A 12,340-nucleotide genomic window follows, 5' to 3' on the forward strand; every position below is an offset into this window, starting at 1 on the left:
TTCAGACCTGGGTGAGGACGAACACGTCCGCGTCGTGCTGCGCGGTCCACTCGACCGGCAGACCCACGTGCACGAGGTGCGCACCGGAGTACTCCACGCCGGCCTCGTCGCGGTAGGTGGCGGCCGGGTCGAGACCGTGCAGCTTGATGCGCGACGAACGGCCCGGCACGAGCGACGTCCCCACCAGCTGTCCGGTGCTCCACGCCAGCACCACGGTCTGGCTGCCGAGCGTGTACTGGCTGGCCGCCGTGGGGTGCGCCGGCCCGGAAAGGACCCGGCACCGTCCGGTGTGGAGGATCGGCCGCAATTCCTTGTACCGCACGATCAGCTGCGCGGCTTCCGCCCGCTGGTCGGCGGTCCAGTGCGACAGGTCCGCCCCGATGCCCAGCACGCCGGCCATGGCGAGCACGAACCGGAACCGCAGGGAACGCGGCCGCGGGTCGAACACGCCAGGCGCGTCGGTCACCCACGAGCTCATCAGGTGCGGCGCGTGCATCAGCAGGAAGCCGTCCTGGATGCGCAGCCGGTCGAGCGGCGCGGTGTTGTCGCTGGGCCACACGACATCGCTGCGCGAGACCGTCGCCAGGTCCGTGCGGCCACCGCCGCCGGCGCACGACTCGACGATGAGGTCGGGGTACGTGGTGCGCAGGTGGTCGAGCAGCCGGTGGTAGTTGGCGACGTGCTCGGCATCCAGGTCCGCCGTCGGCGCGCCGGGGCGGCCGCGTTCGGTCGGCGGGCGGTTCATGTCCCACTTGAGGTATGCGATGGGGTATGCGGTGAGCAGCTCGTCGAGCACTCCGCGCACGTACTCGAACACCTCGGGCTTGCCGAGGTCGAGCAGCAGCTGGTTGCGGATCAGCGTCGCGGGACGGCCGTCGAGACGGTAGACCCAGTCGGGGTGTTCCGCGTAGAGCTTCGACTTCGGGCTGATGGCTTCGGGCTCCACCCACAGGCCGAAGTCCAGGCCCAGCGAGCGCACGGAGTCGACGAACGCGCCGAAGCCGCCCTCGAACGACGACTGCTCCGGGGTCCAGTCGCCCAGGCCGCCGGTGTCGTCGTCGCGGCCGACGAACCAGCCGTCGTCCACCACGAACAGCTCCACGCCCAGGTCCGCGGCCTGCTTGGCGAGGTCGAGCTGACGCGCGCCGTTGACCTCGAAACCCGTGGCTTCCCAGCTGTTGTACAGCACCGGGCGGCGCTTTTCGAGCCGCGGCCCGGCGAGCTTGCGCGAGTACGCGTGCCACACGTCGGCCAGCCCGGCCAGTCCGTCCACACTGGATGCCAGCGCGAGCTCCGGAGTGGACAGTTCGGCGCCGGGTTCGAGCCGGATCGGACCGGGGTTGGCCAGGCGGCCCGCGCGCACGCGCGTGAGACCGCTCGGTTCGATCTCGGCGTCGAGCTCCCACGAGCCCGACCAGGCCAGGGAAACTCCGTACGCGGGATTGTCCGGCGCGCCCGCGTCCTGCACCGCCAGCCACGGCACGTACTGGTGGCCCGGCACGCCGAAGCGGCTGTCCATGCGGAACCCGCCGGCTTCGAGCACGGTCGAGCGGCGCGTGAACTCCTGCGACCACTGGCCCGTGAGGTAGGTCAGCCGCGCACCGTCGAGCCCGGTCGGCACGCACACGCCCGCCGAACCGAGCCGGTCGATCTCGACGGCCGCGTCGCCGGTGTTCGTGAACTCGACCCACCGGCACAGCACGTCGGTACCCGGTTCCGCGCGGTAACACTGCACCGCCCGCAGCCCGGTCACCTCGTCGACGAAAGCCAGCCGCAGCACGGTTTCGGTGGACTCGTCGGCGTCGAACCGCCACCACGAATCCCCGGCCACCACCAGGTCGGCGCCCGAGAACGGCCGCAGCCCGCGCGGCGCGTACTCGACCGGCGCCGCGTCCGCGTCGGTGATGAAGTGCACGTCACCGCGGTTGGCCAGCGGGGACGGACCACGCTCGACGCCGCGCGGACCCCACGCGACGAGCTCCAGCCACCGGTTCCCCGGCTCCAGCCTGACGGTGTACGAAGTGGACTCGAGTTCGAGCGTCCACCGCATGCTCACTTGATCGCCCCGATCGCGAGTCCTGAGATGAAGTGCTTCTGGAACCGCAGGAACACGGCCACGGTCGGCACGGCGGCGATCACCGAACCCGCCGCGATCACGTTCCAGTTGGACACGTACTGGCCCTGCAGGCCGAGCAACGCCGGCGTCACCGGCATCACGGTTTCGGTGCGCAGCACGGTGATCGACCACAGCAGGTCGTTGAACGTCCAGGTGAACGCCAGCGCGCCGAGCGCCGCCAGCGCCGGGCGGGTCATCGGCAGGATGATGCGCCAGAAGATGGCGATCGGCCCGGCACCGTCGATCAGCGCCGCCTGCTGGATCTCGTCCGGGATGGACCGCATGAAGCCCTGCAGCACGAACGTGTAAAAGCCCAGGCCGAAGCCGACCTGCACGATGATCAGCGCAGTGAGCGTGTCGTAGATGCCGAGCAGCTCGGACAGCTTCGACACCGGCACCAGCAGGATCTGCGGAGGCAGGAGGTTGCCCGACAGCATCACCAGGATGATCGTGCGGCGGAACGGGATCTGGAACCGGCTCAGCGCGAACGCCGCGGCCGACGCGAGCAGCAGCGACAGCAGCACGGTCGGGATCGTGACGATGAAGCTGTTGAGCATCGCGTGGCCACCGCCGCCGACGCCCCATGCCTCACCGAACGAGCTGAGGTCGAACGAGTGCGGCAACGCGCCGAGGCCGTTGCTCGCGATGTCCGAAAAGGACCGGACGCTGGTCGTGATGACCAGCACGATCGGCAGCAGCCACAGAACGGACAGCCCGCCGGCCACCAGGTGGAAACCGAACGTGCGGCGTGCGCGCTTGTGGTTGCGCTTGGCGGGAACTCGTTCCTCCGGTGCGGCAGGGGGTGCCGGCCGGGTCGTGGTCACGCTCACTGGTCCTCCCGGAACGCTCGCACGAGGTAGGTCACGATCACGCCGAAGGCGAGAACGAAGATCACCACGGCCAGCGCGGACGCGTAACCGAGCCGCAGCGATTGGAACGCGGTGGAGTACATGTAGGTGCTCAGCAGCTCGGACGAGTGGTACGGCCCGCCCTTCGTCATCGACCACACCACGTCGAACGACCGCAGCGAGTCGATGATGATCACCGACAGGACCACCGAGTTGACGCTGCGCAGCTGCGGCCACGTCACGTGCCGGAACTGCTGCCACGCCGTGGCACCGTCCAATTTGGCCGCTTCGTACAGCACCGGGTCGATGCCCTTGAGGCCGGCCAGGTACAGCACCATCACGTAACCGAGCTGGCGCCACAACGCCGGCACGAGCACCGCGTACAGCGCCGTGTCGGGATCGGCGAGCCACGAGTGCTTCCAGCTGTCCAGGCCGATCGCGCCGAGGACGTTGTTGAACACGCCGTCGGGCTGGTAGATCGCCTGCCAGATCAGCGCCGTGGCGACGAGCGAGAACACCACGGGCGTGAACAGCGCGGCCCGGTAGAACCCGACGCCCTTGCGCTCGCGGTTGAGCAGCATGGCGAGTCCGAGCCCGCCCGCCGCCGACAGGCCGCCGAACAGCACGATCCAGATCACCGTGTCGAGCGCGGCCGTGCCGAAGATGTCGTCGGACAACATCTCGGCGTAGTTGTCCAGCCCCACGAACGTCGGCGCGGAGACCCCGTCCCACTTGGTGAGCGACAGGTAGAAGCCCTGCAGCGCCGGCCAGAAGACCCAGAAGCCCTCGACGGCCAGGGGCACGAGCACGAACAGGAGCAGCGTCGGGGGCACGCGGCGGACCGCGCGCCTCCGACGCTTCACCGAGGCAGCCGGAGCTGCGAGCACCGCCATGTCAGGACTGCCCCTGGAAGACCTTCGCCGCGGCGGTCTGCCAATCGCTCAGGATCGAGTCGAGCTCGTTCGGCTTCTGGATGAAGCGGATGAGCGCGACGTCAGCCGTCGGCTGCAGCGCGTCAGAAGAGTCGCGGTTGAAGAACTGGGTGAGTTCCTTGGCCTCGTCGAGCATCTTCTTGCCCTTCAGGACCAGCGGCGTGCCGGAGTTCTTCGCGGACGGGTTCGCGGGCAGGACCGTGCCGGAGGAATTCTTGATGTAGAGCTCCTGCGCCTCGGGCGTGGCCACGTACTTGAACCACTCCTTGACCTCGGCCTGGTGCGGCGTGCGAGCGCTGGCGAAGAAGCCGTCGGTCGGGCCTTCCTCGGCGACGGGCACGCTCGGGTCGAGAATCGGGAACTGGAAGAAGTCGAGGTCGTCGATCGCGTCCTTCGGAGCGGCGTCGGCGAAGTAGGTGCCGGTCAGCACCATGCCGGTCTTGCCCTGCAGCAGCACGGTGGTGGCGTCCTGGAACGCGAGCGCCGTGCCGTTCGGGTCGGTGTAGGGCAGCACCTGGCGCCACGGGTCGAAGATCTTCTTGACCTTCGGGTCGTCGAAGCGGCCGCGGCCGGCCAGCAGGTCGCGGTGGAACTGCGCGCCGTTGATGCGGATGTTGAGGTAGTCGAACCACGCCGAGGCGGTCCACTGCGTGCCGCCGCCCGCGCCGAGGCCGATGGGCGAGATGCCCTTGCCCTTCAGCGTCTCGCACAACGTGAGGAACTCGCTCCAGGTGCTCGGCGGCGTCACGCCCCACTTGGCGAAGTTGGACTTGCGGTAGAAGAAGCCGCACCAGTAGTACGTCATCGGCACGAACACCTGGTGGCCCGCGCCGTCGCCCGAGAGGCTGCGCATGGCCTGGGAGTAGTTGCCCATCGTCTGCCACACGTCGCCGACGTCGAGCAGCAAGCCCTTCTTGGCGTAGCCCGACAGCAGCGAACCCGGGTACCACGTGAACGTGTCTGGCGGGTTCGCCGAGGTCAGGTAGCTCGGCAGCTGGGTGCGGAAGGTCTCCGACGCGACGGTGTTGACCGTCGCGGTCGCGCCGCCCTTGTCCCCGAACGCCTTCGCGAGCGCCTCGATGGCGACCTTCGCCTGCGGCGAGGAGAGGTTCGACTGGACGGTGACCGCACCGGCGGCCTGTTTCACCGGGCCGTTGGAGGCCGAGGTGGCGCACGCGGCGAGGAAGCTGCTCGAACCGAGTGCCCCCAGGCCGACGAGGCCGGCGTTGCGCAGGAAATGACGGCGGGACAGGCCTGCTGCAGTCGTCATCGCTGTGACCCCTTTGTCTGAATGGAGCGTCGCTCCCCTGCGGGGGAGTGACTGCTGGCACAGACTTGCAACCGGGCTGGCGGCTGTCAAGATGTATTCATAATTTATGACGTAATCGCGTCCGAGGTAGGATGACTCCGCACTGCCGACTGAGGGGACCTCCATTGACCGAACACCGGCCCCGCGGTCTGCACGGACAGACCGTCGAGACGCTCGCCGCCCGGATCCTGTCCGACGAGTGGGGCGAGGGCACCGTGCTCGACCTGCCCGCCCTGCGCGAAGAGCTCGACATCAGCCTCACGGCGTTGCGTGAGGCCCTGAAAGTGCTGGCAGCCAAGGGAATGATCGACGCCCGCCAGAAGCGCGGCACCTTCGTCCAGCCGCGCGACCAGTGGAACATGCTCGACACCGACGTCATGCGCTGGCAGACCGCGGCCAGCGACAACCCGGGCCTGCTCGACGAGCTGACCGAGGTCCGCACCGTCGTCGAACCCGCCGCCGCGCGCATCGCCGCGGAACGCGCGGACGACACCGACCTGCTGGCCCTGCAGGCCGCCCTCGCCGACATGACCACCGCCGGCGACGACCCCGAAGCCAGCGTCCGCGCCGACCTGACCTTCCACCGCGCCCTGATGACCGCGACACACAACAACTTCCTCCTGCAGGTGGAACGCGTCATCGCCATCGGACTGGCGGAGCGCGACAAGCTGGTGCACGGGTCGGGGCCCTCGGACAACCCGGTGCCATCCCACCGGAAGGTCCTGGACGCGATCTTGGCGCGCGACCCGGGGGCGGCGGAGAGCGCGATGTTCGCGTTGGTCACGAAGTCCCGGGACGACTTGGACAAGGCGAAGAAGTCGCGGCGCTAACCAGGTCAGCTTTCGGCGAGCGCGGCCTGCAACATCCTCGCCGCCGCAGCCCGGGGCGCCGGGTCGATCGCGATCAGCGCGTTCACCACCGCGCCGTCCACCAACGCCACCAGCTTCTCCAGCTCCGCGCCGTCCACGGGCGTCCCCGAGCGGGTGAAGATCTCCAGCAGCAGCTCGTTCAGCTGATCCGACAAGGTCCGCATCAACGGCCTCAGATACGGCCGTCGGCCGGTGGCCACCAGGCGTTCGTAGCGCAGCAGCACCGCCTCCGCGTCGGCCTCCGGGTCGCCGGAGGACGGGCCCAGCAGGAGGTCCAGCACCAGCTCCACCGTCGCCGAAACGCCGCGGTTGCGGGTGGCCAGCTCCTCCAGCTGCTGCCGCCCGTTGGCCAGCTCCACCTGCGAGTGGTGCTCGACCGCCGCGGTCACCAGGTCCTCGAGCGAGTCGAAGTAGTACGTCGTGGACGCGAGCGGCAGGCCGGCCCGCTCGGCGACGGCTCGGTGGCGCACCGCGTCGAACCCGCCTTCGGCCAGCAGCTCCGCCGCGGCTTCGACGAGGGTGGCTCGCCGGCGCTCGCCCTTCGGGGTGGTTGCTGCTGCCGTCATGGCCGGTCATTCTGCCAGCCGCGCCATCAACAGGCCGTCAGAACCGGGGGGCGAGCGAGGCGGCGAAGCGCGCCAGGTCACCGGAGTACGGCGCGGGGTGCCCGAACGTCCCCGGCACACTCACCAGCACGAGGGTCCCACCCGTACCGGTGACAGCACGCGCGGTCACCGCACCTGCCGACTGCGCCGGGTACGTCACCGGCGCCCCGCGCGGGAACACGGCCGCGGAGATCGAGCCGTCCGGCACGGGGAATCCGGCGCCGCGGGAGCCGGTCGTACAGATGCTGCCCTGGGTGGCGTTCGTGGCGGTGAAGTGGCCTGGGAGCTCGCCAGCGAGGGCTGTGGCGAGCTCCCAGTCCACCTTTTCGCACCCGGAGGCGCCTTCGACCCGAGGGCCGGTCCTCCCGTCTCCACTGCCTCCCTGCTGAGGCGGCAGAGCCGGGAAGTTCCCCTCCCCAGTACCCCAAGGACGCGCAGCCGACCCGCCGGGTTGCGCGGGAGCTTCGGCCGAATTCATGACAGCGGCGGAATCGGGCTGACCGCCCGTACCGGCCACGAGGCCGTAGGCGCCGAAGCCCACCAAGGCCAGCGCAACAGCGCTCCCACCAGCGGCAATGCGGTTGCGGCGGCGCAACGTGAGCCGGCGCGCCTCGCGGACGACGTCGTCCTTCGTGAAAGACGGAGGCGGCACCGCACCGGGCAGACCGGAGAACAACGACTCCGCGTCACGCTCATCCATTGGCCTCCACCTCCCGTTCCAGCACCTCTCGCAAATTCGCCAGCCCCCGTGCGGTCTGGCTCTTCACGTTGCCCTCGCTGCAGCCCAGCGCCTTCGCCGCGGCTGTCACATCCAGGCCCTCGAAGAACCGCAGCACGAGCACCGCGCGTTGCTTCGGCGGCACTTCCTTCAGCGCCGCCAGCAGGTCTTCCCTGGTCGCGACGCGTTCGGCCAGGCCAGGCGCGTCCGACATCGGTTCCGGCATGACCTCGGCCTGCCACTCCCGGCGCCACGGCCGGCGCGACTCGTCGATGACGGCGCGCACGAGCGTTTTGCGCACATACGCGTCGGTCGCGGCGCGGTCCCTGATCTTCTTCCACCTCCGGTGCAGGGCGACGAACGCCGTCTGGGCGAGGTCGTCGGCCTTGTGCCAATCGCCACAGAGCAAGTACGCGGTCCGGCGCACGGCATCCCGCTTCGCGGAGAAGTACTCCGCGAACTCGTCTTCGTCGCGCTGGTCCACGCGGTCTGCTGCTCCGCTCTTCTGCTCATCCGTCCTCAAGGACGGATCCGGGGGCGTCCACGGTTGCACGAGACCGCCGATTCCCTCCACCCCCCGCCGCATTGATCGCGCGGGTGGCGGTGTGATGTGATCGCGGCGTGACCTCGACTCCGCTCGATTTCCGCTCCGACACCGTCACCCGCCCGGATCGGCGCATGCGGGCCGCCATGGCCGAGGCCGAGGTCGACGACAACGTGATCGGCACCGACCCGACCATCGCCCAGCTCGAAGAGCGCGCCGCCGCGACGCTCGGCATGCCCGCCGCGCTGTGGACCCCGAGCGGCACCATGGCGAACCTCATCGCCCTGTCCGTGCACCTCGAGCGGGGCGACCGGTTCCTCGCGACGCGCGGTGCCCACGTGCTCACCAACGAGCTCGGCTCCGCCGCGTGGCTCGCCGGCGGCATGCCCGACATCCTGGAGCACGACGCCGGCCCCGGCCGCCCCACACCCGACCTGCTGCGCGCGTCGATCGGCAATCCCGGCCCATACTTCACGTTGCGCACCACGCTGCTGTGCCTGGAGAACACGCACAACGCGGCCGGCGGCGCCGTCACCCCGCCCGAGGAGCACGCGCAGCTGGTCGCGGTCGCGAAGGAGGCCGGGCTCAACGTCCACCTCGACGGCGCGCGCATCTGGCACGCGTCCGTCGCGCTGGGGGTGCCGCCCGCCGCGCTGACCGCCGGCGTCGACAGCGTGAGCGCGTGCTTCAGCAAGGGCCTCGGCGCGCCGGTCGGGTCGGTCGTCGCGGGCAGTGTCGAGTTCGTGGAGCAGGCGCGCCGGATGCGCCAGATGCTCGGCGGCGGTGTGCGCCAGGGGGGCATCCTCGCCGCGGCCTGCCTGGTCGCGCTGGAGAACGTCGGCGAGCTGGCCAAGACCCACGAGCACGCCCGGCGCCTGGCCGCGGGCCTGTCCGAGCACGGCTGGGGCGTCGCCACGCCGGACACCAACATCGTGCTCGCCGAGGTGCCCGACCTGGGCGTCGCGCTGGAGTGGCTCGGTTCGCTCGGCATCCAGGCGCTACCGATGGCCGGCAAGGTGCGCTTCGTCCTGCACCGCGACCTCGAACCCACCGCCGTCGAAGACGCACTGCAGCGCATCAAGGCGGGCGCGCGATGAACTGGATCGTCTTCGACTACGGCGAGGTCCTCTGCACGCGCACCACCGCGCTGCCGAAGCTCGCCGCCACGATGGGCGTGCCCGCCGAGGAGTTCGAGCCCGTGTACTGGGCGGTGCGCGAGCCGTACGACCGAGGGTCGAGCGACCTCGAGTACTGGACGTCGATCGGTGACCGCTTGGGTGCGCGCGTGGACGACACGATGTCGGAGGAGCTCACGGCCATTGACGTCGCGGGCTGGTCGAGCCTGGCACCGTCGGCGCTGGAGCTGCTCGAAGCGCTGTCGGAGGCCGGGGCCGCGCTGGCGCTGCTGTCGAACGCGCCTTCGTCGTTCGGCAAGTGGGTGCGCGAGCAGGAGTGGGCGAAGCTGTTCCGCGTCACACTGTTCTCGGGTGACGTGAACCTCGCGAAGCCCGACGCCGAAATCTTCCAGCTGCTGCTGGAAAAACTCGACGCGAAGCCACAGGAGTGCCTGTTCTTCGACGACCGCGAGTCCAATGTGGATGGTGCGCGCGCCGTCGGCATCCGCGCGCACCTGTGGGACGGCGCCGAGGCCGCCCGCGCCGCGCTCGACTGAAGCCTCACCCTCGCGACACGGCCGCCAAGCCGGCGTGAACCCGGTCGCCCAAGCTGAGCGCCTCCTGGCCGGGAACGCACACTGGCCAACCCGGACGTGACGGCTCACCTGGACTTCGAGCCCTCATCCTGTGTGCGGTGGTGCACCACATCCCCGACTTCGGCATGGCGCAGGCGGTGGTGAAGGCCTACGTCGACGCGCTCGCGCGCGGCTCGTACCTCGTCCACGACGCTGGCCGGAGCGGCGCGGGTTCCTTCGTCCACTGTGGTCAGTTTCGCCGGAAACACGATTCGACGAAGTCGAAGATCAGCTTTTCCAGCCGGTCCTGGGATTTGGGGTCGCGCAACATGTCCGTGCCGTGGGTCCCGCCGGGCAGGATCTCCAGGTGCTTGCCCGCCGGGGGCACGCCGGACGCCTCGTACAGCTTCTTCACCTCGCCGATCATGTTGCCGCTGTAGTCGTCCGGCTCGACGGCGAAGAACGCCGGCTTGGTGACCCTGCGGATGGCCGCCACCGAGTCGCCGCCGCAGCTGCTGGGCGAAGCGCGGCGCTGGTGTCGGTGTCGAACGTGTCGAGCGGCCCCGCGCTCTTCCGCGCGGCGCCGAGGCCGCGGTACTCGAACACCATCACGTGGTAGCCCTTGGCGACGAGCTTCTCCGCGGTGTCCAGCCACGAGCAGATGTAGTAGCCGGACTCGTGGTCGAGGAGGATCCCGCGGTCACCGGATCCCAGCTCGATCGCCGGCAGGTGGAAGCCGTCCGACGTGGTGAGGCTGAGTACCTGCGGGTCGAGCCGGTCGGGCACACAGGCGTTGAGGGGGAAACCCTGCGCGGTCTTGCGCGTACGCTCCGGCACCGTGACCTCGTACGGCGGCGGCGGGGTGGCGAGCAGCCGCCGCGTGGAGGTGACCGGCGCTGTCGTTGAGGTCTGCGGCGTCGAGGTCTGCGGCGTCGGCTGGTCAGGGGCGGTGGCGGTGGCGGTGGCGGTGGTGTCGGCCGAGCACGCCGTGGCGAAAAGCGCACACAGCAGAGCCGGCAGCGAACCGGCGGTTCGAGTGGTGCTCATCGGTCCTTCCTCGGCGGAGCGGTGCGCGCTCCACGGTGGCGGACCGAGGTGAGGAAGCGATGAGGATCAGGTCAGGGTGGGAAAACGCCGATGCGGCGCCCAGCAGTCGTGGCCGGTCGCCGCATCCAAGGCCGCGTCCCCTGAAGTCCGAGCTGTCAGCGCCCGATGCGCTTCGCGTCCTTCTTGCCGCTGATCGCGCCGTAGGCCGCGGTGCCCAGGAACACCGCGCCGCCGATGATCGCGATCCACAGCACGGCCTTGAAGACGAAGCCGATCACCGCGCCGAGGACCATGAAGGCGATCCAGGCGACGATGAGCCCTCCGACGATCTTCCAGAACATGGCTCCTCCATGACGTTTCCGCGCCACGCCGGCCCGGTGCTGTCCAGCGTGCCACCCGCGGTGCGAAAACTCTCTCCGTCCAGTCAACGTTCAGGGGGATATCGGGGTTCCCCCTGACTGGTTCACCGGAGCCATTCACCCAGGCGACGAACCCCTTCGTCGACGTCCTCGGTCGCTCCCGCGAACGAGAACCGCACGAACTTCCCGCCGTCCACCGGGTCGAAGTCCACCCCCGGCGCGATGGCCACACCGGTGTCGGCGAGCAGGCGCTGGCACCAGCTGAGGCTGTCGTTGGTGTATGCGGAGACGTCGGCGTACGCGTAGAAGGCCCCTTCGGCGGGGGCGAGCTTGTCGAGACCGATTTTCTCGAGCCCGGTGAAGAGCCGATCCCGGTTGCGCCGGTAGTGCTCCACGTGCGCGTCGGCCTCCGCGTACGACTCCTGCGTGAACGCCGCGACGGCCGCGTGCTGCGCGATCGCGGGCGGGCAGATCGTGAAGTTGCCCGTGAGCACATCCACCGCCCGGTGCAGCCGCTGCGGCACGAGCATCCAGCCCAGGCGCCAGCCCGTCATGGCGAAGTACTTCGAGAACGAGCCCAGCACGAGCGCTTCGCGGCCGTACTGCCACGCGCAGTCGAGCTGCTTCTCGTAGGAGATGCCGTGGTAGATCTCGTCACTGACCAGCTGCACCCCGTGGGACGCGCACCAGCCGGAGATCGCCGCCAGCTCCCCCGGGGGCAGGACCGTGCCCGTCGGGTTGCTGGGGCTCGCCACGATCAGTCCGTCCAGCGGCCCCAGCTCGTCGAGGAGGTCGACAGTCGGCTGGAAGTTGGTCTCCGCGGTCGTCGCGAACTCCACGACCTCGCAGCCCAGGACCTTCAGCAGGTTCCGGTACGCCGGGTAACCGGGCCGCGCCATCGCCACGCTCGCGCCCGGGTCGAAGGCGCTGAGGAAGCTCAGCAGGAAGCCCCCCGAGGACCCGGTGGTCATCACGACGTCCTGCGCACTGACATCGACGTCGTACGTCCTGCGGTAATGCCCCGCGACGGCCTCACGCAGCTCCGGGATGCCGAGCTGCTCGGTGTACCCCAGCGTGTGCTCGTCCAGCGCTGCTTTCGCCGCCCGCCGCACCGCTTCCGGCGCGGGCGCCGACGGCTGCCCCGCCGCCAGCGACACCAGGTCCCCGTGACTGCGCTGCCTCGCCTGCGCCGCGGACAGCACGTCCATCACATGGAACGGGGGAACGCCGGCCCGCAGCGCGGGCCCACCGAAAGCACCGATGTCGACCATGCGGCCAGGCTAACCCGGCACGGCTCGTGAGC

At 69.8% G+C, this 12,340-nt stretch carries 14 protein-coding genes; 3 read left to right on the forward strand and 11 right to left on the reverse strand.

Annotated features, from left to right (window positions below):
• Position 1: 1 nt before the first annotated feature.
• The 4 genes from AB0F91_RS15345 to AB0F91_RS15360 form a co-directional block, all read right to left on the reverse strand.
• Positions 2 to 2,050, reverse strand: coding sequence for an alpha-galactosidase (locus AB0F91_RS15345; RefSeq protein WP_360598024.1), 2,049 nt, complete (start codon positions 2,048 to 2,050; stop codon positions 2 to 4).
• Between the two features lie 2 nt (positions 2,051 to 2,052).
• Positions 2,053 to 2,940, reverse strand: a complete 888-nt coding sequence (locus AB0F91_RS15350; protein ID WP_360598026.1) for a carbohydrate ABC transporter permease — start codon at positions 2,938 to 2,940, stop codon at positions 2,053 to 2,055.
• A 2-nt stretch (positions 2,941 to 2,942) separates the two neighbouring features.
• Positions 2,943 to 3,797: a sugar ABC transporter permease gene (locus AB0F91_RS15355; RefSeq protein WP_360598027.1), complete on the reverse strand. Its 855-nt coding sequence runs from the start codon at positions 3,795 to 3,797 to the stop codon at positions 2,943 to 2,945.
• 61 nt (positions 3,798 to 3,858) lie between these two features.
• Positions 3,859 to 5,166, reverse strand: a complete 1,308-nt coding sequence (locus tag AB0F91_RS15360; RefSeq protein WP_360598028.1) for an ABC transporter substrate-binding protein — start codon at positions 5,164 to 5,166, stop codon at positions 3,859 to 3,861.
• Positions 5,167 to 5,330: 164 nt separating this feature from the next.
• Between AB0F91_RS15360 and AB0F91_RS15365 the strand changes: the two genes are divergently transcribed.
• On the forward strand, positions 5,331 to 6,035 hold the full coding sequence (locus AB0F91_RS15365; RefSeq protein ID WP_360598030.1) for a FadR/GntR family transcriptional regulator: 705 nt from the start codon (positions 5,331 to 5,333) through the stop codon (positions 6,033 to 6,035).
• Positions 6,036 to 6,040: 5 nt separating this feature from the next.
• Here AB0F91_RS15365 and AB0F91_RS15370 read toward each other — a convergent pair whose 3' ends face one another.
• Genes AB0F91_RS15370 through AB0F91_RS15380 form a run of 3 tightly spaced genes read right to left on the reverse strand, consistent with a single transcriptional unit; the run spans position 6,041 to position 7,881 of the window.
• Complete coding sequence (locus AB0F91_RS15370) at positions 6,041 to 6,640, reverse strand: TetR family transcriptional regulator (RefSeq protein ID WP_360598032.1); 600 nt, start codon at positions 6,638 to 6,640, stop codon at positions 6,041 to 6,043.
• Positions 6,641 to 6,677: 37 nt separating this feature from the next.
• Complete coding sequence (locus AB0F91_RS15375) at positions 6,678 to 7,379, reverse strand: hypothetical protein (protein ID WP_360598034.1); 702 nt, start codon at positions 7,377 to 7,379, stop codon at positions 6,678 to 6,680.
• Positions 7,372 to 7,881: a SigE family RNA polymerase sigma factor gene (locus AB0F91_RS15380; protein WP_360598036.1), complete on the reverse strand. Its 510-nt coding sequence runs from the start codon at positions 7,879 to 7,881 to the stop codon at positions 7,372 to 7,374. The genes AB0F91_RS15375 and AB0F91_RS15380 overlap by 8 nt, the downstream gene beginning before the upstream one ends.
• A gap of 137 nt (positions 7,882 to 8,018) precedes the next feature.
• Here AB0F91_RS15380 and AB0F91_RS15385 point away from each other — a divergent pair, with 137 nt between their 5' ends.
• Positions 8,019 to 9,038, forward strand: a complete 1,020-nt coding sequence (locus AB0F91_RS15385) for a GntG family PLP-dependent aldolase (protein WP_360598038.1) — start codon at positions 8,019 to 8,021, stop codon at positions 9,036 to 9,038.
• Entirely contained in the window at positions 9,035 to 9,613 is a 579-nt protein-coding gene (locus tag AB0F91_RS15390) for an HAD family phosphatase (RefSeq protein WP_360598039.1), read from the forward strand. Before AB0F91_RS15385 ends, AB0F91_RS15390 begins: the two co-directional genes overlap by 4 nt.
• 268 nt (positions 9,614 to 9,881) lie before the next feature.
• Here AB0F91_RS15390 and AB0F91_RS15395 read toward each other — a convergent pair whose 3' ends face one another.
• The 4 genes from AB0F91_RS15395 to AB0F91_RS15410 all read right to left on the reverse strand — a co-directional run bounded on the left by AB0F91_RS15395 (position 9,882) and on the right by AB0F91_RS15410 (position 12,308).
• Complete coding sequence (locus tag AB0F91_RS15395; protein WP_360598041.1) at positions 9,882 to 10,058, reverse strand: hypothetical protein; 177 nt, start codon at positions 10,056 to 10,058, stop codon at positions 9,882 to 9,884.
• On the reverse strand, positions 10,055 to 10,678 hold the full coding sequence (locus AB0F91_RS15400) for a hypothetical protein (protein WP_360598043.1): 624 nt from the start codon (positions 10,676 to 10,678) through the stop codon (positions 10,055 to 10,057). Before AB0F91_RS15400 ends, AB0F91_RS15395 begins: the two co-directional genes overlap by 4 nt.
• A 155-nt stretch (positions 10,679 to 10,833) precedes the next feature.
• On the reverse strand, positions 10,834 to 11,019 hold the full coding sequence (locus AB0F91_RS15405; protein WP_360598045.1) for a hypothetical protein: 186 nt from the start codon (positions 11,017 to 11,019) through the stop codon (positions 10,834 to 10,836).
• Between the two features lie 122 nt (positions 11,020 to 11,141).
• The gene (locus tag AB0F91_RS15410) at positions 11,142 to 12,308 is read right to left on the reverse strand and encodes a pyridoxal phosphate-dependent aminotransferase (RefSeq protein WP_360598047.1); all 1,167 of its coding nucleotides are present in this window, start codon (positions 12,306 to 12,308) and stop codon (positions 11,142 to 11,144) included.
• Between the last annotated feature and the right edge of the window lie 32 nt (positions 12,309 to 12,340).

This window comes from Amycolatopsis sp. NPDC023774 (assembly GCF_040639695.1).
Taxonomy (GTDB): domain Bacteria; phylum Actinomycetota; class Actinomycetes; order Mycobacteriales; family Pseudonocardiaceae; genus Amycolatopsis.

Bases quoted from the DNA above. Each gene is read 5' to 3' on its own strand.
- AB0F91_RS15360 (WP_360598028.1), bottom strand. From the start codon at position 5,166: ATGACGACTGCAGCAGGCCTGTCCCGCCGTCATTTCCTGCGCAACGCC.
- AB0F91_RS15405 (WP_360598045.1), bottom strand. From the start codon at position 11,019: ATGTTCTGGAAGATCGTCGGAGGGCTCATCGTCGCCTGGATCGCCTTC.
- AB0F91_RS15400 (WP_360598043.1), bottom strand. From the start codon at position 10,678: ATGAGCACCACTCGAACCGCCGGTTCGCTGCCGGCTCTGCTGTGTGCG.
- AB0F91_RS15410 (WP_360598047.1), bottom strand. From the start codon at position 12,308: ATGGTCGACATCGGTGCTTTCGGTGGGCCCGCGCTGCGGGCCGGCGTT.
- AB0F91_RS15395 (WP_360598041.1), bottom strand. From the start codon at position 10,058: ATGATCGGCGAGGTGAAGAAGCTGTACGAGGCGTCCGGCGTGCCCCCG.
- AB0F91_RS15390 (WP_360598039.1), top strand. From the start codon at position 9,035: ATGAACTGGATCGTCTTCGACTACGGCGAGGTCCTCTGCACGCGCACC.
- AB0F91_RS15370 (WP_360598032.1), bottom strand. From the start codon at position 6,640: ATGACGGCAGCAGCAACCACCCCGAAGGGCGAGCGCCGGCGAGCCACC.
- AB0F91_RS15375 (WP_360598034.1), bottom strand. From the start codon at position 7,379: ATGGATGAGCGTGACGCGGAGTCGTTGTTCTCCGGTCTGCCCGGTGCG.
- AB0F91_RS15345 (WP_360598024.1), bottom strand. From the start codon at position 2,050: ATGCGGTGGACGCTCGAACTCGAGTCCACTTCGTACACCGTCAGGCTG.